Below are 22,862 nucleotides of genomic sequence, written 5' to 3'. Positions count from 1 at the left end.
TTTGATGGCGCGTGCCAGCTACACCGGGGTGCCGAGCAATACATTGCCGGGGGCGAACTGCACTTTGATCGGCTGGCCTTGCGCGGCATTGAGCGCGGTAAGTGCGGCGGGCTGCGCCAGGGCACACAGCACCTGACCGTTGGGCAGGCCGATGCGCACTTCGCTGGGGCCGTCTTCGGCGTCGAGAATCGTCTCGATCATACCGCTCAGGCAATTGTGTCCAGGTGTTGCGGCTTGCCCGATGGCCAACAATTCCAACCATCCGGCCTTGATCAGGGCAACCACTTCCACGCCGGCCTCAAGCTCCAGCCGTTGCGTGCTGTCATGGGTGATCTGTGCGTCCAGCTGCAGGCCGCCAGCCAATTGCAGGCGGACCCAGTCATTACGCCCATGGCGCTCAATGGCGCTGACCTGGCCGTGCAGTTGATTGCGCGCACTGGTGCGCAGCATCAGGCGGCCCAGCAGGTTGAAGTCGCGGGCCGCTTCGTCCGTGGCGAGCACTTCGGCTTGCAACACCTGCAGGCGCTGATAGAGGCGCAGCACGCGCTCACCTTCGGCGGTCAGCCTGGCGCCGCCACCGCCTTTGCCGCCGACGCTGCGCTCCACCAGGGGCTTTTGCGCCAGGTTGTTCAGCTCATCGATGGCGTCCCAGGCGGCTTTGTAGCTCAACCCGGCACTTTTGGCGGCGCGGGTGATGGAGCCCTGCTCGGCGATATGCCCCAGCAGGGCAATGCGCTGGGGGCGGCGGATGATGTGCTGGCTGAGCGGGGAGGTCAGAGGCATGTGGACACGCTTGGCTGGAATGAGCGGACGTTGCCGCCCAGCGGCACGGGAGTCAAGTCACGCGCCGGGTTTTGGCGTGCGGGCCAGGCAATACACATCGACCTGGCGCGCACCGGCCTGCATCAATAACCGCGCCAGGCTATGGGCGGTGGCGCCGGTGGTCAGTACATCGTCGACCAGCGCCAGGTGACGACCCTGCACCCAGGCGCCGGGTGCGAGGGCGAAGGCATCGCGCAGGTTGCGCTTGCGCGTCTTGGCGTCGAGGTCTTGTTGCGCAACGGTTTCATGGGGACGTAACAGCAGGTGTTCATCGTAGGGGATGTCCAGGTCGCTGCTGAGCCAGCGCGCCAGCATCGCGGCCTGGTTATAACCGCGCTGGCGCAGACGTTTGGGTGGCATCGGCACCGGCAGCAGGCAATCGGGGCGGGTAAGTTCAGCATTCTCGAACCGGTGGTGCAGGAATCGCCCGAACAGGCGCCCCAGCAAGTGCCCCAAGGGCCAGCGTGCCTGATGCTTGAACCGGCTGATCAGGCTGTCCACCGGGAAACTGTAGGTCCAGGGCGCGATCACCTGTTTATACGCGGGTGGGTGTTTCTGGCATTGGCCGCAGATTAACCCGTCCATCGGCAAGGGCAGGGCGCACACCTCGCACTGCTCCATCAGCCATGGCAGCTCGGTTTCGCAGGCATTGCACACACACTCGGTGCTTTCAGCGCGCTCATCGCAGATCAAACAGATTTGTACGCTTTTTAACCAGATGTAAACTTGGTGTTTGTGGCTTGGTTGACAGTGCATGAATCTTCCTTAAATATGCCGAGCATCCGTGTCGTACCTGTGGGTATTGCCCTTCCCGCAGCGTTAGCCTAAGCATAATCAAGGAATCACCCATGAGCGCCAGCACCTCTGCCACCCTGCGTCACGATTGGTCTTTGGCCGAAGTCAAAGCACTGTTCGTGCAGCCGTTCAATGACCTGCTGTTCCAGGCGCAGACCGTGCACCGCGCGCATTTCGACGCCAACCGCGTGCAGGTATCCACCCTACTGTCGATCAAAACTGGCGCGTGCCCGGAAGATTGCAAATATTGTCCACAGTCGGGTCACTACAACACCGGCCTGGAAAAAGAAAAACTGATGGAAGTGCAGAAGGTCCTCGAAGAGGCCGCGCGCGCCAAGGCTATCGGCTCGACGCGTTTCTGCATGGGCGCCGCATGGAAACATCCATCGGCCAAAGACATGCCCTACGTGCTGGAGATGGTCAAAGGCGTGAAGGCCATGGGCCTGGAAACCTGCATGACCCTCGGCCGTCTCGACCAGGACCAGACCGCCGCGCTGGCTCAGGCTGGCCTTGATTACTACAACCACAACCTGGATACCTCGCCGGAATTCTACGGGTCGATCATCACCACGCGCACCTACGGCGAACGCCTGCAAACCCTGGCCTACGTGCGTGAGTCGGGGATGAAGATCTGCTCGGGCGGCATCCTCGGCATGGGCGAGTCCCTGGATGACCGTGCCAACCTGCTGATCCAACTGGCCAACCTGCCGGAGCATCCGGAATCGGTGCCGATCAACATGCTGGTCAAGGTGGCCGGTACGCCGCTGGAAAACGCCGACGACATCGACCCGTTCGACTTCATCCGCATGCTGGCGGTGGCGCGCATCCTGATGCCGCAATCCCATGTGCGCCTGTCTGCTGGGCGTGAGGCGATGAACGAGCAGATGCAGGCGCTGGCGTTCTTTGCCGGCGCCAACTCGATTTTCTACGGCGACAAGCTGCTGACCACCGCCAACCCGCAGGCGGACAAGGACATGCAACTGTTCTCGCGCCTGGGCATCTTGCCGGAAGCCCGCGAGGAGCACGCCGATGAAGTGCACCAGGCGGCGATCGAACAGGCCTTGGTGGAGCAGAAAAGCAGCGAACAGTTCTACAACGCCGCTGTTTGACTGAAACCAAATCCCAATGTGGGAGGGGGCTTGCCCCCGATGGCGCTGTGTCAGTCAGCACTTATGTTGACTGAGATACCGCCATCGGGAGCAAGCCCCCTCCCACAGTTTTGACCGAGTTGACCCTGCATGTCTTTCGATCTCGCCGCGCGCCTCGCTGCCCGCCGTGCCGAACACCTTTACCGTCAACGCCCCTTGCTGCAGAGCCCTCAGGGCCCGGAAGTGGTGGTGGACGGCCAGCCGCTGCTCGCCTTCTGCAATAACGACTACCTGGGCCTGGCCAACCATCCGCAGGTGATCGAGGCCTGGCGCGCCGGTGCGTCCCGCTGGGGCGTGGGCGGCGGCGCGTCGCACTTGGTGGTGGGCCACGCCACGCCGCACCATGCGCTGGAAGAAGCACTGGCCGACCTGACCGGGCGCCCGCGTGCGCTGCTGTTTACCACCGGCTACATGGCCAACCTCGGCGCGGTCACGGCGTTGGTGGGGCAGGGCGATACGGTGCTGGAAGACCGTCTCAACCATGCGTCGTTGCTGGATGCCGGCTTGTTGTCCGGGGCCCGTTTCAACCGCTACCTGCATAACGACGCCGCCAGCCTGGCCAAGCGCCTGGAGAAAGCCTGCGGTAACACGCTGGTAGTGACCGATGGCGTATTCAGCATGGATGGCGACCTGGCCGATCTGCCGGCGCTGGCCCGTGAAGCCAAGGCCAAAGGTGCCTGGTTGATGGTGGATGACGCCCATGGCTTCGGCCCGCTGGGGGCCAACGGCGGGGGGATCGTCGAGCATTTCGGCTTGAGCCAGGACGACGTGCCGGTACTGGTCGGTACCCTGGGCAAAGCATTCGGCACCGCCGGGGCCTTTGTGGCGGGCAGTGAAGAACTGATCGAAAGCCTGATCCAATTCGCCCGCCCCTACATCTACACCACCAGCCAGCCACCGGCATTGGCCTGCGCCACCCTGAAAAGCCTTGAGCTGCTGCGCAGCGAACACTGGCGACGCGAGCATCTCAACGCGTTGATCCGCCAGTTCCGCCAGGGCGCCGAACAGATCGGCCTGGCGCTGATGGACAGTTTTACCCCGATCCAACCGATCCTGATTGGCGACAGCGCGCGCGCCTTGCGCCTGTCGCAGATGCTACGCGAGCGTGGGCTGATGGTGACCGCGATCCGCCCGCCCACGGTGCCCGCCGGCAGCGCTCGTTTGCGCGTGACATTGACGGCGGCCCACAGCGCGGCGCAGGTGCAGCTATTGTTAAACGCGTTGGAGGCGTGTTTCCGATTGTTGAACGCCACAGAGCCCGAACATGCGTGACCGACTGGTACTGCTGCCCGGCTGGGGCCTGGGGGTGTCGCCGCTGGAGCCGCTGGCTGCGGCGTTGCAGGGCTTGAATGAACACCTGCAGGTGCAGGTCGAGCCCTTGCCGGCACTGGACGGCAGCGAACTGGCCGAATGGCTCGACGAACTGGATGCCACGCTGCCGGACAATGTCTGGCTCGGCGGCTGGTCCCTCGGCGGCATGCTCGCCTCAGAGCTGGCGGCGCGACGCGGCGAGCGTTGCTGCGGTTTGCTCACACTGGCGAGCAATCCGTGTTTTGTCGCCCACGCTGATTGGCCCCATGCCATGCCCGCTGAAACATTCGACGCGTTCCTCGCCGGCTGCCACGCGGATTCCCAGGTCACCCTCAAGCGCTTTGGCCTGTTGTGCGCCAAAGGCGCCGCCGACCCACGCGGGCTGTCGCGGCTGCTGGTCAGTGGAGCACCGAACACGGCGCCCAGCGTGTTGATGCCCGGCCTGGAGTTGCTCGCCCAGTTGGACACCCGCGCCGCTTTGCAGGCCTTTCGCGGGCCACAGCTGCATTTGTTTGCCGGCCAGGACGGGCTGGTGCCGGCTGAAGCCGCCAGTGACCTGCTGGCGCTGCTGCCCGACGTGGAAATCGGCCTGATTGAACAGGCCGGTCACGCTTTTCTTCTGGAAGACCCCAACGGTGTGGCGGGGGCCATCCAGGCTTTTTTGCATGAGTATGCTGATGACTGATCTATCCCATCCTCCTCTGCCGGGCGCCTTGCCGGACAAGCGCCAGGTGGCCGCTTCGTTCTCTCGGGCCGCCGCCAGTTACGACAGCGTGGCCGAGTTACAGCGGGCGGTCGGGCACGCACTGCTCGCTCGGCTGCCGATGAGCCTTGCGCCCCAGTGCTGGCTCGATCTGGGCTGCGGCACGGGCTATTTCAGCCGTGCACTGGCTGAGCGCCTGCCGGCCAGCCAAGGCACGGCGCTGGATATTGCCGAGGGCATGCTCAACCATGCGCGGCCTTTGGGCGGCGCGCAGCACTTCGTCGCGGGGGATGCGGAACGCCTGCCGCTGAAGGCCGACAGCTTCGAGCTGATCTTCTCCAGCCTGGCGGTGCAGTGGTGTGCGAGCTTTGATGCGGTCCTCAGTGAAGCGTTTCGCGTGCTGCAACCGGGCGGCGGGCTGGCCTTCGCCAGCCTGTGCGTAGGCACGCTGGATGAACTGCGCGAAAGCTGGCGCGCGGCGGACGGTCTGGTTCACGTCAACCGCTTCCGCACCTTCGAGGCGTATCAACAGCTGTGCGCCGCCAGTGGTTTTCGGGTGGCGAGCCTGGAGCGACGGGCCCACGTACTGCATTACCCGGACGTGCGCAGCCTGACCCACGAATTGAAAGCCTTGGGCGCGCATAACCTCAACCCAGGGCGCCCGGGAGGGTTGACCGGCCGTGCGCGGATCGCGGCATTGATCCAGGCTTACGAGCAGTTCCGTCAGGCCCAGGGCCTGCCCGCCACCTATCAGGTGGTGTACGCCGTACTGGAGAAACCGCTATGAGCGCCGCTTATTTCATCACCGGTACCGACACCGATGTGGGCAAGACCACCATCGCTGCCGGCCTGCTGCATGCTGCGCGTCAAGCCGGCAACAGCACGGCAGCGGGAAAGCCTGTGGCCTCGGGCTGCCAGGTAACGCCCAAGGGGTTGCGCAATGCCGATGCCCTGGCGCTGCTCGCCGAATGTTCGTTGCCCTTGACGTATGCCGAGGTCAACCCGGTGGCGTTCGAACCGGCGATTGCACCGCATCTGGCCGCCCGTGAGGCAGGTGTCGCGCTCACGGTGCAATCGCTGCTCAAGCCGATGCAACGGATCCTGGCGCACCAAGCGGACTTCACGTTGATCGAAGGCGCGGGCGGTTGGCGTGTGCCCCTGGCCGACCAGGCCAATCTGTCGGATCTGGCCATTGCGCTCAAGCTGCCGGTGATTCTGGTGGTGGGGGTGCGGCTGGGGTGTATCAGCCACGCGTTGCTCACGGCCGAAGCGATCGCACGAGATGGTCTGCCGCTGGCCGGTTGGGTGGCCAATATCATCGATCCGAAGACCTCTCGTCTGGAAGAGAACCTCGCCACCTTGGCCGAGCGTTTGCCGGCGCCTTGCCTGGGGCGAGTGCCCAAACTCAAGCATGCCGGGGCAGCCGCGGTGGCCGCCTACCTGGAAATGGACCTGCTTGACTGATTTTGGCTATCGCTAAGGCAATATGCCATTAGTGTTTTTAGCGGGCCTTTTGCCAGGATGTCTGGTTCAATTGGCTATCACGATTCTCTAAAGGCAGGCTTGCGCCATGGAAATCTCTGGAAGCAGCGCGTTTTATTCGGGCCTGAGCACCATTCAGGCCGGGCAGAGCCGTGTCGACCAGGCTGCCGGCAACATTGCCAGCGCCGCGACCACCCAGCCATCGGCCGCGCAAAGCGACCGTCTGCAGGCCAATGATCGTGCCCAGGCATCCAATTCGGCGAGCAATATGGTCGAAATGGCCCAAGGCAAGTTTCAAGTGGAGCTGGGGGCGAAAGTCGCCAAGGCTTCGGACGAAATGCTCGGTACGTTGATCGATACCTACGCCTGATTTCACCCTGAACGCACTTTACAATGTGGGAGGGGGCTTGCTCCCGATAGCGGTCTATCAGTCGATAGCTATTTGACTGATGCATCGCCATCGGGAGCAAGCCCCCTCCCACATTTGTTCCGTGCCCTCACCGAACTCCTACACTTCTTGATCTGTGGCATCACGCCGCAGGCTTCGCCGTGCCTGCCATTGACCCGCATCAAGACAAACGGCATCGGGCCGACGCTTGACAACCCCAGGTCGTAAACGTATGTTTCAAACACCTGTTTGACCGCCATCACACATCCACGCGGTTGTTCATCCCAGATACATCAGCAGAGGTTTATCGCTATGCCTGACTACAAGGCCCCCTTGCGTGATATTCGCTTCGTGCGTGACGAACTGCTCGGCTATGAAGCGCACTATCAGAGCCTGCCAGCTTGCCAGGACGCTACGCCGGACATGGTCGACGCCATTCTGGAAGAAGGCGCCAAGTTCTGTGAGCAAGTGCTGGCACCGTTGAACCGCGTGGGTGACATCGAAGGGTGTACCTGGAGCGAGTCAGGCGTTAAAACCCCAGCAGGTTTCAAAGAAGCCTACAAACAGTTCGTCGAAGGCGGCTGGCCAAGCCTGGCTCACGACGTGGCGCACGGCGGTCAAGGCCTGCCGGAGTCCCTGGGCCTTGCAGTGAGTGAAATGGTCGGCGAAGCCAACTGGTCGTGGGGCATGTACCCAGGCCTGTCCCATGGCGCGATGAACACCATTTCCGAGCATGGCACGCCCGAGCAGCAAGACGCCTACCTGACCAAACTGGTCTCGGGCGAGTGGACCGGCACCATGTGCCTGACCGAACCGCACTGCGGCACCGACCTGGGCATGCTGCGCACCAAGGCCGAACCCCAGGCTGACGGTTCGTACAAAGTCTCCGGCACCAAGATCTTCATCTCGGCCGGTGAACACGACATGGCCGACAACATCGTCCACATCGTCCTGGCGCGCCTGCCGGATGCACCGGCTGGCACCAAAGGTATCTCGTTGTTCATCGTGCCCAAGTTCCTGCCCAACGCCGATGGTTCGGTGGGCGAGCGCAACGCGGTGACCTGTGGCTCCCTGGAGCACAAGATGGGTATCCACGGCAACGCCACCTGCGTGATGAACTTCGACGCGGCCACCGGTTACCTGATCGGCCCGGCGAACAAAGGCCTGAACTGCATGTTCACCTTTATGAACACCGCGCGTCTGGGGACTGCGCTGCAAGGCCTGGCCCACGCCGAAATCGGCTTTCAGGGCGGCCTCAAATATGCGCGTGATCGCTTGCAGATGCGCTCCCTGACCGGCCCGAAAGCGCCGGACAAAGCCGCCGACCCGATCATCGTGCACCCTGACGTGCGCCGCATGCTGCTGACCATGAAAGCCTTCGCCGAAGGCAACCGTGCGATGGTGTACTTCACCGCCAAGCAAGTGGATATCGTCAAGTACGGCACCGATGAAGACGCCAAGAAACAGGCTGATGGCCTGCTGGCTTTCATGACCCCGATCGCCAAGGCGTTCATGACCGAAGTCGGTTTCGAGTCCGCCAACCACGGCGTACAGATCTACGGCGGCCACGGGTTCATCGCTGAGTGGGGCATGGAGCAGAACGTTCGCGACAGCCGTATTTCGATGCTGTACGAAGGCACCACCGGCATTCAGGCGCTGGACCTGCTCGGTCGTAAAGTGCTGATGACCCAAGGCGAAGCGCTGAAGGGCTTCACCAAGATCGTCCACAAGTTCTGCCAGGCCAACGAAGGCAATGACGCGGTCAAAGAGTTCGTTACACCGCTGGCGGCGCTGAACAAAGAGTGGGGCGAGTTGACCATGAAGGTCGGCATGGCCGCGATGAAAGACCGTGAAGAAGTCGGTGCCGCTTCGGTGGATTACCTGATGTACTCCGGTTACGCATGCCTGGCTTACTTCTGGGCCGACATGGCCCGCCTGGCAGCTGAAAAACTGGCTGCCGGCACCACCGAAGAGGCGTTCTACACCGCCAAGCTGCAGACCGCGCGCTTCTACTTCCAGCGCATCCTGCCGCGTACCCGCACCCACGTGGCAACCATGCTGTCGGGCGCGAGCAACCTGATGGACATGAAAGAAGAAGACTTCGGCCTGGCTTACTAAGCTGTACCGGATCTTCCGAAACCGCCGCCCTTAGGGGTGGCGGTTTTTTTCTAAATGTGGGAGGGGGCTTGCTCCCGATAGCGGTGTATCAGTCAGCCTCTCTGTAGCTGACCCACCGCTATCGGGAGCAAGCCCCCTCCCACATTCGGTCACTGTCGACTATAAAAATTGCACCCTGGCATTAAGGGATTACCGGACCGTGCCGTTACAGTGATGGCAATGTGATACATGCCGGACGAGTTGTGTTTAACTGGCCCCGCAGAGGCACTATGCCATCACTTTTTGCGGGTCGGAGTTTTACCCTTGTCACGCGTGTCTGCCCTACGGTTCAGCCATTTCCTGCCCTCGTTGCTGCTGTTGCTGGCCGGGCTCTCGGCTGCGTATCTCAAAGACCTCAACGTCTTCTTCACCTCGCTGTTCAACGTGCTGCCAACCTTGGTGCTGTTGCTCGGCGGTGCGTACTGCGCGGTGTATCGGCGCCAGCGTGAGCTGTTCCTGATGATCACGGTGTACGTCGCGTATTTCCTGCTCGACACTCAAACCGACTTCTACCGCGACAATGGCCGCGTGCGCGAAGACGCCGCCGTGGTGTTTCACCTGTGCTGCCTGCTGTTGCCTGTACTGTTCAGCGTGTATGCGCTGTGGCAGGAAAGGACCCACCTGTTCCGCGACTTCGTCGCACGCTGCGCGGTGTTGCTGGCCGTCGGCAGCGTGGCGCTGGCGCTGGAGCAAAGTTATCCCCAGGGCGTGCTGGACTGGTTGGCTGAGATTCGCTGGCCGGCGCTGCATGGCGCCTGGATGAGCCTGATCCAGCTGTCATACCCGATGTTTCTGATCGGCTTTCTCACCCTGGCCGCCCAGTACTGGTATCAGCCGCGCCCGCTGCATGCTGCGCAGTTGGTGGGGTTGCTGGGGATGTTCTGGATGCTGCCGCAAACCTTCATCCTGCCGTTTACCCTCAACATCATGTGCAGCCAGGTCATGCTGATGATCGCTGCCGGTGTGGCGCACGAGGCGTATCAAATGGCGTTTCGCGATGAGCTGACCGGCTTGCCGGGGCGCCGCGCCCTTAACGAGCGCATGCAGCGGCTGGGGCGCAACTACGTGCTGGCGATGGGCGACGTCGACCACTTCAAGCGTTTCAACGACACCCATGGCCATGACGTGGGTGACCAGGTGTTGCGCCTGGTGGCCAGCAAGCTGTCCAAGGTCAACGGCGGCGGGCGCGCCTATCGTTACGGCGGGGAAGAGTTTGCCGTGGTGTTCGCCGGCAAGAGCCTGGATGAATGCCTGCCGCACCTGGAGGAAATCCGCGAGATCATCGCCAACTATGCGATCAAATTGCGCAACCCGGACCGCCCCCCTGACGACCATCAAGGCCGCCAGCGTCGAGCCGGCAGCGGCGCCTCGAGTGTGTCGGTGACCGTCAGCATCGGCGTGGCCGAGCGCCAGGCCGAGCAGCGCAGCGCTGAAGAAGTGCTCAAATCCGCCGACCAGGCGCTGTATGCCGCCAAGGGCGCCGGGCGCAACTGCGTGATTGCGGCCGGGCAGAACCGTCGCGGTGCGGTGCGTATGGAGCGTGCTGCCGGTTGAGTAATGGTGCTGTATTCAGCAGCGCTACAGTGATTGTCCGAGGCGTTGGCCGGCAGTAGGTTGAGCTATCTGCCGCCGGAGACATTGCCATGCCTGAATACAAAGCTCCCCTGCGCGACATGCGCTTTCTGATCGACAACGTGTTCGACTTCCACGGCCATTACGCGGCCCTGGGCGCGACGGACGCCAGCCCCGACATGGTCAATGCAATTCTCGAAGAGGGCGCGAAGTTCTGCGAGAACGTACTCGCGCCGCTCAATCGCAGCGGCGATGAAGAAGGCTGCCATTTCGATCAGGGTGTGGTGACCACGCCCAAGGGCTTCAAGGAAGCCTTCGCCCAGTACGCGGAAGGCGGCTGGCACGGCCTGGCGGCCGACCCGGCCTACGGCGGCCAAGGCTTGCCGCAGTCACTGGGGCTGGTGCTGAGCGAGATGATCGGCTCCAGCAACACGTCCTGGGGCATGTACCCAGGCCTGACCCACGGTGCAATGTCAGCAATCCACGCCCACGGCACCGAGGAACAGAAAGCCACTTACCTGCACAAGCTCACCGCTGGCGAATGGACCGGCACCATGTGCCTGACCGAAGCCCACTGCGGCACCGACCTGGGCTTGATCAAGACCCGCGCCGTACCTCAGGCCGACGGCAGTTACGCGGTCACCGGCAGCAAGATCTTCATCTCGGCCGGCGAGCACGACATGAGTACCAACATCATCCATCTGGTGCTGGCCAAGCTGCCGGATGCACCGGCGGGCACCAAAGGCATCTCGTTGTTTATCGTGCCCAAGTTCCATGCCGATTCCGGTGAACGCAACGCGGTGCACTGCGGCTCCATCGAGCACAAGATGGGCATCAAGGCCTCGGCCACCTGCGTGCTGAACTTCGACGGCGCCAAGGGCTTCCTGATTGGTGAGGCGAACAAAGGCCTCAACTGCATGTTCACCATGATGAACCACGCGCGCCTGGGCACCGGCATGCAGGGTTTGTGCAATGGCGAGGCGAGTTTCCAGGGCGCGATCAAATACGCCAACGACCGCCTGCAAATGCGCTCGTTGACCGGCGCCAAGGCCCCGGAGAAAGCCGCCGACCCGATCATTGTGCATGCCGACGTCCGCCGCATGCTGCTGACCATGAAAGCCTTCAACGAAGGCAATCGCGCGCTGACCTACTTCACCGCCCAGTTGCTCGACACGGCGCACCTGAGCGACGACGCCGGCCAGCGCCAGGAGGCCGAGGACCTGTTGGCCTTCCTCACGCCGATCTGCAAAGCCTTCATGACCGAAACCGGGCTGGAGGTGACCAACCACGGTATGCAGGTATTCGGCGGCCATGGCTACATACGCGAGTGGGGCATGGAGCAATTGGCCCGGGATGCCCGGATTGCGCCGATCTATGAAGGCACCAATGGTATCCAGGCCCTCGACCTGCTGGGGCGCAAGGTGCTGGGCAGCCAGGGTAAGTTGCTGCGCGGCTTTACCAGAATTGTGCATAAGTTCTGCGTCGCCAATGCCGAGCATGCGCAATTCAAGGCCGCTGTAGAACAGCTCAACCAGTTGAACCAGCAATGGGGTGAGCTGACCCTGAAGGTCGGCACGGCAGCGCTGAAAAATCCTGACGAAGTAGGCGCGGCGGCCATGGATTACCTGATGTACAGCGGTTACATCATCCTCGCCTACCTGTGGTTGCGCATGGCGATCGCGGCGCAGGCGCATGACGACCCCGGGTTTGCCCAGGGCAAAACTGCGACCTGCGACTTTTATTTCAAGCGCCTGTTGCCGCGCACAGCCATGCACCGGGCCGCCGTGGAGGCGGGCAGCGAATGCCTGATGAGCTTACCGGCGCAGGCGTTTGCCCTATAGGCGGAACAGGTCCGTCGTGACTTATAAATACTTAATAGTCACGAACGGACCCTATGTGTCTGAAAAGTTGTTCGGGTACACTCGGAGTCTGTAAAACCGATCCTATCGAATCACTTTTCACCTTCTCACGAGGTTTGCCATGGCTGATTACAAAGCGCCGTTGCGTGATATGCGCTTCGTTCTCAACGAAGTTTTTGAAGTCGCCACGACGTGGGCCCAATTGCCTGCACTGGCAGACACGGTTGACGCCGAAACCGTTGAAGCGATCCTCGAAGAAGCCGGCAAGGTAACTGCCAAATCCATCGCGCCGTTAAGCCGTGGCGGCGATGAGCAAGGCTGCCACTGGACGGACGGTGCGGTCACTACACCGGACGGTTTCCCCCAGGCCTACGCGACTTACGCCGAAGGCGGCTGGGTTGGTGTGGGTGGCGACCCGGTGTACGGCGGCATGGGCATGCCCAAGGCGGTGTCGGCGCAGGTCGAAGAGATGATCAACTCGTCCAGCCTGGCTTTCGGCCTGTACCCGATGTTGACCTCGGGCGCTTGCGTGTCGATCAATACCCACGCCAGCGAGGAACTCAAGGCCATCTATCTGCCGAAGATGTATTCCGGCGAGTGGGCCGGTTCCATGTGTCTGACCGAAGCCCATGCCGGCACTGACCTGGGCATGATTCGCACCAAGGCCGAGCCCCAAGCGGACGGTTCCTACAAAGTCAGCGGCACCAAGATTTTCATTACCGGCGGCGAACACGACCTGACCGAAAACATCATCCACCTGGTGCTGGCCAAACTGCCGGATGCACCGGCGGGCCCCAAAGGCATCTCGCTGTTCCTGGTGCCGAAGTTCATGGTGAACGCCGACGGCAGCCTCGGCGCACGCAACCCGGTGAACTGCGGTTCGATCGAACACAAGATGGGCATCCAGGCCTCCGCGACGTGCGTGATGAACTTCGACGAAGCGGTGGGTTACCTGGTCGGTGAGCCTAACCGTGGCTTGGCGGCGATGTTCACCATGATGAACTACGAGCGTCTGGGGGTGGGCATCCAGGGCCTGGCATCCGGCGAGCGCTCCTACCAGAACGCGATTGAATATGCCCGCGACCGGCTGCAGAGCCGCTCTCCATTGGGCGCACAAGCCAAGGAAAAACCCGCCGACCCGATCATCGTGCACCCGGACGTGCGCCGCATGCTGCTGACCATGAAGGCGGCGAACGAAGGCGGCCGTGCGTTCTCCACCTACGTCGCGACGCAACTGGACATCGCCAAGTTCAGCGAAGACGCCGCCGCCCGCGAGCGTGCCGACAACCTGGTGGCGCTGTTGACGCCGGTCGCCAAGGCATTCCTCACGGACCTGGGCCTGGAAACCACCGTGCTCGGCCAGCAAGTATTTGGTGGCCACGGCTACATTCGCGAGTGGGGCCAGGAGCAGTTGGTGCGTGATGTGCGCATCACCCAGATCTACGAAGGCACCAATGGTATCCAGGCGCTGGATCTGATGGGGCGCAAGATCGTCGGCAACGGCGGCGCGTTCTACACCTTGTTCGCCGATGAGATCCGCCAGTTCATCGCCACTGCGGGCGAGGCATTGGGCGAGTTCACCCGTCCGCTCGGCGCGGCAGTGGATAACCTCGATGAACTGACCGCCTGGGTGCTGGACCGTGCCAAGACCAACCCGAATGAAATCGGCGCAGCCTCGGTGGAATACCTGCATGCGTTCGGTTACATGGCGTATGCCTATATGTGGGCGCGCATGGCCAAGGCTGCGTTGGGCAAAGAGGCCGAAGAGGATTTCTATGCCAGCAAGCTGGGCACTGCGCGCTTCTACTTTGCGCGCCTGTTGCCACGCATTCACTCGTTGAGTGCGTCGGTAAAAGCCGGTAGCGAATCACTGTTCCTGATGGATGAAGCACTGTTCTAGGGGGCGAAGCGCGCATGTAAGCATTCTCTTACATGACGTGCTGCTAATCGTCCTCTATCGCCATATTGGATCCACGGATAATCTACTTCACATGGACGTCGCGCAGGAAGCGCAAAGCAACAACACGGACACGTAGGATTCTGCCAGGATGGCGGAGTGAAATGGATGTCAGGGAAACAGTCTGCAAAGCCCCGCTTCGGCGGGGTTTTCTTTTGCCCGCGAAAAAGTCAGGCGCCTGCCTGCGGGGCATTCATCACGTCCTCCAGCAACGTGCGCAGCAATGCCACCGTCGCTTGCTGGCGCTGCACGTCACGGCACACCAATCCGACTTTCAACGGCACCCTGGGTTCGCTCAAGGGTTTCCACAGCAGCGACTGGCTGTTGTGTTCGTCCTGCGAACGCCCCGGTAGCACAGTGGCCAACTGGGTGTGGGGCAGGCTGTCGAGAATCCCCACCATGGTATTGAGCTCCGCCTGCACCTGCGGGCGCCGACCCAGGTTGGCCAACTGGGCCTGCCAGATCTGGCGCACCTGAAATTCCTCGCCCAATAGCAACATCGGCAACTCGGCTGCCTGTTTCAGCGAGACCTTCTTGAATTCCCGCAAGGGATGTTGCTCAGGGATGACTACCTTCAACTCATCTTCATACAACAACACGCCATGCAGGCCGGGCTGGCGCGGTGGCAGGTAGCTGATACCGATGTCCAGCGAGCCGTTGAGCAGCCGCCGCTCGATTTCCAGCCCGGTCAATTCGTAGATCTGCACCACCAGGTGGGGTTGGGCCTTGCGCACCCGCTCGAGCATCTGCGGCACCAGGCTGGTGTGCACGGTTTGCAGCACGCCGATGGCCAAGGTGCGCATCGCCTGGCCTTTGAAGTTGCGCAACGCCTCCACGGCTTGTTGCATGCCGTCGATCAGGGGCAAGGCATGGTTGTACAACGTGTGTGCCGCCAGCGTAGGGAGCAGGCGTTTGCTGCTGCGCTCGAACAGGCTCACGTCCAGGTTCTGTTCCAGTTGGCGAACCTGCTGCGACAAGGCCGGTTGGGAAATCGACAGACGCTCGGCGGCACGGCCTACATGGCCTTCTTCATACACCGCGACGAAATAACGCAGTTGCTTGAAATCCATAAGATTTGCTTATCGAAAAAGCTGGAAAATCGAAATGGCCGTGGGCCCTTGAGACGCCTAGTCTAGCGCCTATTCGCAGGGCTTACAGGGCCGGATCGGGCAATGAATAACGTTTTTGGTAATGACGTTTACATAGGCAAGGCAAAACACCTCAACACACTGATGGTAGCCGGTGTCTACCAAGGCCCAGTTGCTAACGGGGGTGAACTGTGAACCTGTTTCGGCGCCCAGTGCCAAGCCTTGACGACCTGGTGCTTGCTGCTGCGCGTCGTGATTTTTCCAACCAATGCCTGATGCCCACTGCTGCGCGCCCCGCTGAGGTATTCGTCCAGGGTCAAGGCGTCTGGCTGTCGGACAGCGACGGCCGTGCCTACTTGGATTTCAGCCAAGGCAGCGGCGCCAATAGCCTCGGTCACAGCCCACAAGCCGTGCGCGACGCGATTGCCGAACAAATGCAGAGCGTGATCAACCCTGGCCTCGGCTTGCACAACCGGGCTCAGCTCGACCTGGTGGACCGGCTGTGCCATCACACCGGCAGCGATCAAGCGTACCTGCTCAACAGCGGCGCGGAGGCCTGTGAAGCCGCCATCAGGCTGGCGCGCAAATGGGGCCAACTGCATCGCGGCGGCGCTTACCACATCATCACGGCGAGCAACGGCTGCCATGGTCGTAGCCTGGCAACATTATCGGCTTCGGCAGTTGCCTGCGAAAACCGTTTCGAACCGTCATTGCCGGGCTTCAGTCATGTGCCGTTCAACGATCTGCCGGCGCTGCATGCCGCCGTCGATGCGCACACCGTCGCCATCATGCTGGAGCCAATCCAGAGCGCCGCGGGTGTCATTCCCGCGACCGAACACTACCTCAAAGGCGTCGAACGCCTGTGCCGCGAGCTGGGGATCCTGCTGATTCTTGACGAAGTGCAAACCGGCATCGGCCGCTGCGCCAGCTTGCTCGCCGAACAGCAATACGGCGTGCGCGCCGACATCATTACCCTCGGCAAAGGCCTGGGCGGTGGCGTGCCCCTCGCGGCATTGCTGGCGCGCGGCACAGCCTGTTGTTTCGAAGTGGGCGAGCTGGATGGTACGCATCACGGCAATGCGCTGATGGCGTCAGCGGGTAGTGCGGTACTCGATGCCGTGTTGGCCAGCGGCTTTCTCGAACATGTACGCGAATCCGGTCAGTACCTGGCAGAAGGCCTCGCGCGCCTGGCCCACCGTTATGAGCATGGACAATTGCGCGGCAACGGTCTGCTATGGGGCCTCACGCTGTCGGACGATTCTGCGGCTGCGGTGGTAAAGGCCGCGCTGCACGAAGGCCTGATCCTCACCGCTACGCAGCCTGATTGTCTGCGCTTTACCCCCGCCCTGAATGTCAGCAGAAACCACATCGACGAAATGCTTCTGCGCCTTGCCCGCGCTTTCTCTCGGGTACGTACCGCCCAACTGCAATGCCGCAAGGGCATCGCTGTCTGACCTCGATTTCCTGAACCGTCTCGCGGGATACGCGGCGCCTCCAGCCTGATTCTTTTGGCTGGGGGCGTTTTTTTGTCTGTTGATTAAAGGATGGCCCAACGCCAGAACCCACTGAACCCTCACGAAGCGCCAAGGTCGATTAGCTACACGGCTCACACGAGCCGATTTTCTGGAGCTGACCCATGGACATCATTCGTATCATCATCGCCATTCTGCTGCCGCCACTGGGTGTGTTCCTGCAAGTAGGCTTCGGCGGAGCGTTCTGGCTGAATATCCTGCTGACCCTGTGCGGTTACTTCCCCGGCATCATTCACGCGGTGTACATCATCGCCAAGCGCTGAGGCCCTCAGCCTTTGGCGATGAGGCGCGAATTGCGCTCATTGCGAAACGCCAGTTGCTCGATGGTCTGGGTGGCATGTTCGGCTTCTTCCCGCGCTTGAAGGATGATGCCGTGCTGCTCGGACTTGCTGCACACCGGGTCGGCGTTGCTTGCATCCCCCGTGAGCATGAAGGCCTGGCAGCGGCAGCCGCCGAAGTCCTTTTCCTTCTCATCGCATGAACGGCACGGCTCGGGCATCCAGTCGTAACCGCGAAAACGGTTGAAGCCGAACGAGTCGTACCAGATGTGTTGCATGCTGTGGTCGCGCACATTGGGAAACTGTACCGGCATCTGTCGGGCGCCATGACAGGGCAGCGCAGTACCGTCCGGTGTCACTGTCAGGAAAATACTGCCCCAGCCATTCATGCAGGCTTTCGGGCGTTCTTCGTAGTAATCCGGCGTGACGAAAATCAGCTTGCACGGGTGGCCTTCGGCTTCGAGCTTGGCGCGGTATTCGTTGGTGATGCGTTCGGCGCGTACCAGTTGTTCCCTGGTCGGCAATAACCCCACACGATTGAGCTGCGCCCAGCCGTAGAACTGGCAGGTGGCAAGCTCGACAAAATCTGCCTCAAGGGCAATGCACAGCTCGATAATGCGGTCGATCTTGTCGATGTTATGCCGATGGGTGACGAAGTTCAGCACCATCGGGTAACCGTGGGCTTTCACCGCTCGGGCCATTTCGAGCTTTTGCGCGAAGGCTTTTTTCGAGCCGGCCAGCAGGTTGTTGACCTGTTCGTCGCTGGCCTGGAAGCTGATCTGGATATGGTCCAGGCCGGCCTTTTTGAAATCGCTGATCTTCTGTTCGGTCAGGCCAATGCCTGAGGTGATCAGGTTGGTGTAGAACCCCAGCTTGCGCGCTTCGAAGATCAGTTCGGCCAGATCCTGGCGCACCAGCGGTTCGCCGCCGGAGAACCCGAGCTGAGCGGCGCCCATCTCCCGGGCCTCGCGAAAGACCTTGATCCATTGCTCGGTGCTCAGCTCCTTGCCCTGCTCGGCAAAGTCCAGCGGGTTGGAGCAGTACGGGCACTGCAGCGGGCAGCGGTAAGTCAGCTCGGCGAGCAGCCACAGCGGCAGGCCGATGGCGGGTTTTTCAGGCAAGGGTGATCCAGTGCTCGGCACGGGCGACCTCCATGAATTGCTCGATGTCATCACCGAGTTCCGGCACGCCGGGAAATTGCTGGTCCAGCTCGGCGATGATGGCGGCCACGTCGCGCTCACCGTCGATCAAGCCACCAATCAGCGCGGCGCTGTCGTTGAGCTTGATCATGCCTTCGGGGTAGAGCAACACATGGCCTTTTTGCGCGGGTTCGTACTGGTAGCGATAGCCTTGGCGCCAGGCCGGTTTTCTGCTGCGATCAAAGCTCATAGGGTGATCCCTTTATGCCAGACCCGCTGCGCGGTCACGCTGTGATACGGCGGGCGGTTCAGTTCGTAGGCCATGCTCATGGCGTCAAGCATGCTCCACAGGATGTCCAGTTTGAACTGGAGAATTTCCAGCATGCGCTCCTGGCCTTCACGGGTGGTGTAGTGCTGCAGGGTGATCGCTAACCCGTGTTCCACGTCGCGACGGGCCTGGCCCAGGCGGGTGCGGAAGTATTCGTAGCCGGCCGGGTCGATCCACGGGTAATGCTGCGGCCAACTGTCGAGGCGCGACTGGTGGATCTGCGGCGCGAACAGTTCGGTCAAGGAGCTGCTGGCGGCTTCTTGCCAACTGGCGCGGCGGGCGAAGTTGACGTAGGCGTCTACCGCAAAGCGTACTCCGGGCAGCACCAGTTCCTGGGAGCGCAGTTGGTCCGGGTCGAGACCGACGGCTTGGCCCAGGCGCAGCCAGGCTTCGATGCCGCCGTCTTCTCCGGGCGCGCCATCGTGGTCGAGCAGGCGCTGGATCCATTCGCGACGGATTTCACGGTCCGGGCAGTTGGCCAGGATCGCTGCGTCCTTGAGGGGAATGTTCACCTGATAATAGAAACGGTTGGCGACCCAGCCCTGGATCTGCTCGCGGGTGGCGCGGCCTTCGTACATCGCCACGTGATACGGGTGATGAATGTGGTAGAGGGCGCCTTTGGCGCGCAAGGCGTGTTCGAATGCTTCGGGGGTCATCGGTGTATCAGTCATATGAGTCTCCTACAACTCGATGCTCATGCCGTCGTAGGCTACTTCGACATTACGCCGCACCAGCTCGGCTCGCTCGGGGGAATCTTCATCGAGGATCGGGTTGGTGTTGTTGATGTGGATAAGCACTTTGCGCTGCTCGGGCAACTGTTCCAGCACTTCGAGCATGCCGCCAGGGCCATTTTGCGCCAGGTGGCCCATTTCGCGGCCGGTGCGGGTACCGACGCCACGGCGCTGCATTTCGTCGTCGTCCCACATCGTGCCGTCCACCAGCAGGCAGTCGCTGCCGGCCATGATGTCCAGCAGCGGCGCGTCGACCTTGCCCAGGCCTGGGGCGTAGAACAGTTTGCCACCGGTGCGCAGGTCTTCGACGATCAGGCCGATGTTGTCGCCTGGGTGCGGGTCGAAGCGGTGCGGAGAATACGGCGGGGCGGCGCTGCGCAGCGGCAGTGGCGTGAAGCGCAGGTTGGGGCAGGCCGGGATGGTGAAATTGGCGTCCAGCTCAATACGGTTCCAGGCCAGGCCGCCGTTCCAGTGAGTAAGCATGGTGAACAGCGGGAAACCGGTGCTCAGGTCTTCATGGACCATGTCGGTGCACCACACCTGGTGCGGGCAACCCTCGCGCAGGCTCAGCAGGCCGGTGGTGTGGTCGATCTGACTGTCCATCAGGATGATCGCGCTGATGCCGGTGTCACGCAGGGCGCGGCCCGGTTGCATCGGCGCAAACCCTTGCAGTTGTGCGCGGATATCCGGTGATGCGTTGCACAGTACCCAATTCACACCATCATCGGAAATCGCGATGGACGACTGGGTCCGCGCCTGGGCCCGCAGGCTACCATCACGAAAACCTGCGCAATTCACGCAGTTGCAGTTCCACTGCGGGAAGCCGCCGCCGGCGGCGGAACCTAGAATCTGGACAAACATGATCGCTCCATCAAGCACAGCTCAAAACAAAAACGCCCCGGGCGAACCGAGGCGTTGTATTACCCAGCGGATTAACGGCTGGCGAAGTACATGGTGACTTCGAAACCGATGCGCAAATCAGTGTAAGCAGGTTTGGACCAGGTCATATTCATACTCCTATCAAGGGACGGGATGTTCACTACCAAGTAGTACATATAGTCCACCTCCCATGGGAGATGTTCAGATATTGCGTGGGAATATTACGCAATTCTTTTCAAGTTAGCGCTGTCCCGAAAGAAAAAGCCTGTTGCACGGTTGGCAATGATCACGCCGCTGGCTGCCAGCGCCCCCCGATGCACGGGCCGTTGGCGATGCAGCGCCAGCCGCCTGTGGCGTCGTTCAGTTGTTGCGCGGCGCGCCGCATATCGTCCCGCGAGCAGCTTTGTATCAATTCTTGTAATTGTTCCAGATAACCCGATGAGTGGCCCGCCAACTGCGCATGCCACAGCAAGTCGGCGGCTTGGGCCATCGGCAGGGATTGGGCAGTGAATTGCTGCGCCAAGGCTTCGTTGCCCATGTCTGTGCTGCGCTCGATCAACGACGGCAGTTGTGCCAGGAACGTCTGCACCTGTTCGACGATCTCACCGAGGGATGCGCTGGGAGACTGCACGCCGAACAGCAAGCCGGTCTGCCCATTGACCTGTCGGATGCCACTGAAAACGGCGTAGCCGATTTGTAGTTCGACCCGCAGGCGCTGGTAGAACGGCCCCTGAAGCAGATGACCGAGCAAGCGCCAGGCGGCTTCATCGGACAGGGCTTGAGTGGGTGTCGGGTAAAACAACAGCATCGCCGCTTCGCTGGACGCGGTGTTGATCTCGTGCCAGCGGCGCTGACCTTTGAGCGATTGAGGTTCGTATTGCAAAGGCGCAGGCTGCCCAGGCAAGCGGGCCGCTGCGGTCTTGATCGCCGCTTCACAGGCTGCCGGCAACCCTGAGCCCAGCCCTTGCCAGTGGGCGGTGGCCCACGAGGCTGGCGTCGCTTGGGGCGTCGGTTGAACGCCGACACAGCAGGCGGGCAATGCCTTGAGCAATTCGCGGATGGCAATCATCGGTGCCGGAGGTGGAGGCGCCAAGTGTTCAGCGCCAGTGCTCAAGCAGCGCGTCATTGCTTCAAGCACGGCTGGCATGGGCTCGTGGAAACCGAGCATTTTTACCTGCCAGTCATTGGCGATGGTTTCGAAAGCCAACTCGACGCCCGCTTGACCGGCACTGTCGCGCAGCGGTTGTAAAAGACTGTCCAGGCCAGCAGGCACGGCGCCCTCAAATCGCCAGCGCAGGTACAGGGCGCCTTCACCGGTGTCATTGGCCAATGCCTGGCTGAATGTCAGCGCCGATGTTTCCCGTCGGCCCCGCGAGCGGTCCTGGGCGAATGTGCGCAAGCCCCGGTGGGCGCTGGTCTGGCCGCGAATCAAGCCGGCACGTTCTTCTTGAGCAGCGGGACGAAGAAACGGGTTAGCCGGCGCAAGCTGCCATTCATGCCTGGCGGGCGGCAGATGCAGTGCGTCGAGCATGGCCTTGAGCGCTGCGAGACTTTGGTCCGATACGTCTTCAAGGTCGTTGCGTGCCAGCCCCAGGGCGCTTTGGACTTGTTGTTGGCGAGCAGTCAGCAAGACGAACTCTTCGCGTAGGGGCGTCCAGTCGCTGTGTGCGAAAAAACTCAGCCAGTCGTGCAGCAGCGCCTCGATCTGTGTAGTCGCATCGCCTTGGATGTCGATATCCAGCACAGCATGTCCGGCAAAGTGGTACAGCACCGAGGCGTGCAAGGCAGTCGCCAGGCGTCGCGCTTTGAGTTCAGCGAGCAAGCCACCCGGCGCCGGGCTGTTGAGCCAGGTACAGAGAAACGCCAGCGCTTCGCGCGGTGCGTCACAGGTGATGACCTGATGCAGATGATGATCGGCAACATGTTGATAGCCCCTGGCTTGCCCGGCCATCAACGCTGGCGGCGCGGCCTGGGGATGTAACGGGCCGCCGTTCAACTGCGCACTGAATTGCTGCGCCAGCGCTTCCAGGTCTTGCTGCGATTGTGGGCCGGCAAGGCTCAACGTCATCTGCCCGCTTTGATAGAAGCGCTGATGAAATTCGCGCAACGCCTGCTGAAAAGCCTCACATTCCACTGGCAGGCTGTCGCGATTGCCCGCATGGAAGCCGCGCAACGGGTGATCAGCGGCCAAGCCCTCCAGCAAGGCTACCTGTTGCTGCGCCTTGGCATCTTGCGACCAGGCAACGAACTCGGCGTGCAGCACTTCGCGCTCGCGCAGTTGGTCATCGAGGGCCAGGCGAGGGTGCGTCAGCATGTCGGCTAACCGCACGAGCCCATCGTCGAAGGTCGGAACCGGCAGCTCAAAAAAGAATTCGGTAGTGCGCTCGCGGGTGCTGGCATTCACTTGCCCGCCATGACGCTGCACGTAGGCCATCAACCCTTCGTCTGCCGGAAAACGCTCGGTTGCCAAAAACAACAAATGCTCAAGGAAATGCGCCAGCCCCGGCCATGCCAATGGCGCGTCATGGCTGCCGGCAGCCACGCGCAAAACGGCCGCGCAGCGCTTCAAACGCGGTGCATGGCGCAGGCAAATGCGCAGGCCATTAGCCAGAGTGAGGTGCAGGGGTTGAGCGTGAACCGACGCAGGCATGGGCACTTCCGAAGCGGGGGAAGCGCCTATGCTAGCAAACCCG

At 61.8% G+C, this 22,862-nt stretch carries 21 protein-coding genes; 12 read left to right on the top strand and 9 right to left on the bottom strand.

Annotated features, from left to right (window positions below; all coding sequences use genetic code 11):
- Positions 1 to 18: 18 nt before the first annotated feature.
- Together C4J93_RS24550 and C4J93_RS24545 are read right to left on the bottom strand one after the other, a co-directional pair.
- Positions 19 to 783: a TOBE domain-containing protein gene (locus tag C4J93_RS24550; RefSeq protein WP_124430641.1), complete on the bottom strand. Its 765-nt coding sequence runs from the start codon at positions 781 to 783 to the stop codon at positions 19 to 21.
- A 57-nt stretch (positions 784 to 840) separates the two neighbouring features.
- Positions 841 to 1,578: a ComF family protein gene (locus C4J93_RS24545; protein WP_124430640.1), complete on the bottom strand. Its 738-nt coding sequence runs from the start codon at positions 1,576 to 1,578 to the stop codon at positions 841 to 843.
- A 92-nt stretch (positions 1,579 to 1,670) separates the two neighbouring features.
- On the opposite strand from C4J93_RS24545, the gene bioB reads away from it, so the two are divergent.
- The 10 genes from bioB to C4J93_RS24495 all read left to right on the top strand — a co-directional run bounded on the left by bioB (position 1,671) and on the right by C4J93_RS24495 (position 14,137).
- Positions 1,671 to 2,726, top strand: coding sequence for a biotin synthase BioB (gene bioB, locus C4J93_RS24540; protein WP_124364680.1), 1,056 nt, complete (start codon positions 1,671 to 1,673; stop codon positions 2,724 to 2,726).
- 129 nt (positions 2,727 to 2,855) lie between these two features.
- On the top strand, positions 2,856 to 4,037 hold the full coding sequence (gene bioF / locus C4J93_RS24535; RefSeq protein WP_124430639.1) for an 8-amino-7-oxononanoate synthase: 1,182 nt from the start codon (positions 2,856 to 2,858) through the stop codon (positions 4,035 to 4,037).
- Positions 4,030 to 4,761 (top strand): alpha/beta fold hydrolase, encoded by a 732-nt coding sequence (locus tag C4J93_RS24530; RefSeq protein ID WP_124372069.1) that lies wholly within the window; start codon positions 4,030 to 4,032, stop codon positions 4,759 to 4,761. The genes bioF and C4J93_RS24530 overlap by 8 nt, the downstream gene beginning before the upstream one ends.
- Positions 4,754 to 5,566 carry a malonyl-ACP O-methyltransferase BioC gene (bioC, locus tag C4J93_RS24525; RefSeq protein WP_124430638.1) on the top strand — a complete coding sequence of 271 codons (813 nt, stop codon included), beginning with the start codon at positions 4,754 to 4,756 and terminating at the stop codon, positions 5,564 to 5,566. Before C4J93_RS24530 ends, bioC begins: the two co-directional genes overlap by 8 nt.
- Positions 5,563 to 6,243, top strand: coding sequence for a dethiobiotin synthase (gene bioD, locus C4J93_RS24520; RefSeq protein ID WP_124368583.1), 681 nt, complete (start codon positions 5,563 to 5,565; stop codon positions 6,241 to 6,243). The genes bioC and bioD overlap by 4 nt, the downstream gene beginning before the upstream one ends.
- 106 nt (positions 6,244 to 6,349) lie before the next feature.
- The gene (locus C4J93_RS24515) at positions 6,350 to 6,631 is read left to right on the top strand and encodes a pyrroloquinoline quinone biosynthesis protein PqqE (protein ID WP_124364675.1); all 282 of its coding nucleotides are present in this window, start codon (positions 6,350 to 6,352) and stop codon (positions 6,629 to 6,631) included.
- A 330-nt stretch (positions 6,632 to 6,961) separates the two neighbouring features.
- Positions 6,962 to 8,767 carry a phenylacyl-CoA dehydrogenase gene (locus tag C4J93_RS24510; RefSeq protein ID WP_124430637.1) on the top strand — a complete coding sequence of 602 codons (1,806 nt, stop codon included), beginning with the start codon at positions 6,962 to 6,964 and terminating at the stop codon, positions 8,765 to 8,767.
- A gap of 303 nt (positions 8,768 to 9,070) precedes the next feature.
- Entirely contained in the window at positions 9,071 to 10,360 is a 1,290-nt protein-coding gene (locus C4J93_RS24505) for a diguanylate cyclase (RefSeq protein WP_124430636.1), read from the top strand.
- Positions 10,361 to 10,449: 89 nt separating this feature from the next.
- A complete protein-coding gene (locus C4J93_RS24500) occupies positions 10,450 to 12,219 on the top strand; it encodes an acyl-CoA dehydrogenase C-terminal domain-containing protein (protein ID WP_124430635.1) in 1,770 nt (589 codons plus the stop codon).
- Between the two features lie 139 nt (positions 12,220 to 12,358).
- Positions 12,359 to 14,137, top strand: a complete 1,779-nt coding sequence (locus tag C4J93_RS24495) for an acyl-CoA dehydrogenase C-terminal domain-containing protein (protein ID WP_124430634.1) — start codon at positions 12,359 to 12,361, stop codon at positions 14,135 to 14,137.
- 227 nt (positions 14,138 to 14,364) lie between these two features.
- Here the strand turns inward: C4J93_RS24495 and C4J93_RS24490 are convergent, their stop codons facing one another.
- On the bottom strand, positions 14,365 to 15,264 hold the full coding sequence (locus tag C4J93_RS24490; protein WP_124372062.1) for a LysR family transcriptional regulator: 900 nt from the start codon (positions 15,262 to 15,264) through the stop codon (positions 14,365 to 14,367).
- 209 nt (positions 15,265 to 15,473) lie between these two features.
- Between C4J93_RS24490 and C4J93_RS24485 the strand changes: the two genes are divergently transcribed.
- Together C4J93_RS24485 and C4J93_RS24480 are read left to right on the top strand one after the other, a co-directional pair.
- Entirely contained in the window at positions 15,474 to 16,736 is a 1,263-nt protein-coding gene (locus tag C4J93_RS24485; RefSeq protein ID WP_124430633.1) for an aspartate aminotransferase family protein, read from the top strand.
- Between the two features lie 182 nt (positions 16,737 to 16,918).
- Complete coding sequence (locus C4J93_RS24480) at positions 16,919 to 17,077, top strand: YqaE/Pmp3 family membrane protein (RefSeq protein WP_003194776.1); 159 nt, start codon at positions 16,919 to 16,921, stop codon at positions 17,075 to 17,077.
- A gap of 5 nt (positions 17,078 to 17,082) precedes the next feature.
- On the opposite strand, the gene pqqE is transcribed toward C4J93_RS24480, so the two are convergent.
- The 6 genes from pqqE to pqqF all read right to left on the bottom strand — a co-directional run bounded on the left by pqqE (position 17,083) and on the right by pqqF (position 22,819).
- Positions 17,083 to 18,264, bottom strand: coding sequence for a pyrroloquinoline quinone biosynthesis protein PqqE (pqqE, locus tag C4J93_RS24475; protein WP_124364668.1), 1,182 nt, complete (start codon positions 18,262 to 18,264; stop codon positions 17,083 to 17,085).
- Positions 18,206 to 18,481: a pyrroloquinoline quinone biosynthesis peptide chaperone PqqD gene (gene pqqD, locus C4J93_RS24470; protein WP_124372059.1), complete on the bottom strand. Its 276-nt coding sequence runs from the start codon at positions 18,479 to 18,481 to the stop codon at positions 18,206 to 18,208. Before pqqD ends, pqqE begins: the two co-directional genes overlap by 59 nt.
- Entirely contained in the window at positions 18,478 to 19,230 is a 753-nt protein-coding gene (gene pqqC / locus C4J93_RS24465) for a pyrroloquinoline-quinone synthase PqqC (protein WP_124372058.1), read from the bottom strand. The genes pqqD and pqqC overlap by 4 nt, the downstream gene beginning before the upstream one ends.
- A 9-nt stretch (positions 19,231 to 19,239) precedes the next feature.
- Positions 19,240 to 20,151, bottom strand: a complete 912-nt coding sequence (gene pqqB, locus C4J93_RS24460; RefSeq protein ID WP_124372057.1) for a pyrroloquinoline quinone biosynthesis protein PqqB — start codon at positions 20,149 to 20,151, stop codon at positions 19,240 to 19,242.
- 71 nt (positions 20,152 to 20,222) lie between these two features.
- Entirely contained in the window at positions 20,223 to 20,297 is a 75-nt protein-coding gene (gene pqqA / locus C4J93_RS24455; RefSeq protein WP_003194766.1) for a pyrroloquinoline quinone precursor peptide PqqA, read from the bottom strand.
- A gap of 158 nt (positions 20,298 to 20,455) precedes the next feature.
- Entirely contained in the window at positions 20,456 to 22,819 is a 2,364-nt protein-coding gene (gene pqqF / locus C4J93_RS24450) for a pyrroloquinoline quinone biosynthesis protein PqqF (RefSeq protein ID WP_124372056.1), read from the bottom strand.
- Positions 22,820 to 22,862: the final 43 nt, after the last annotated feature.

Origin of the sequence: Pseudomonas sp. R2-37-08W, assembly GCF_003851705.1 — a bacterium.
In the GTDB taxonomy this organism is placed as follows: Bacteria; Pseudomonadota; Gammaproteobacteria; order Pseudomonadales; family Pseudomonadaceae; genus Aquipseudomonas.
This window is presented reverse-complemented; position numbering and strand designations above follow the sequence as displayed.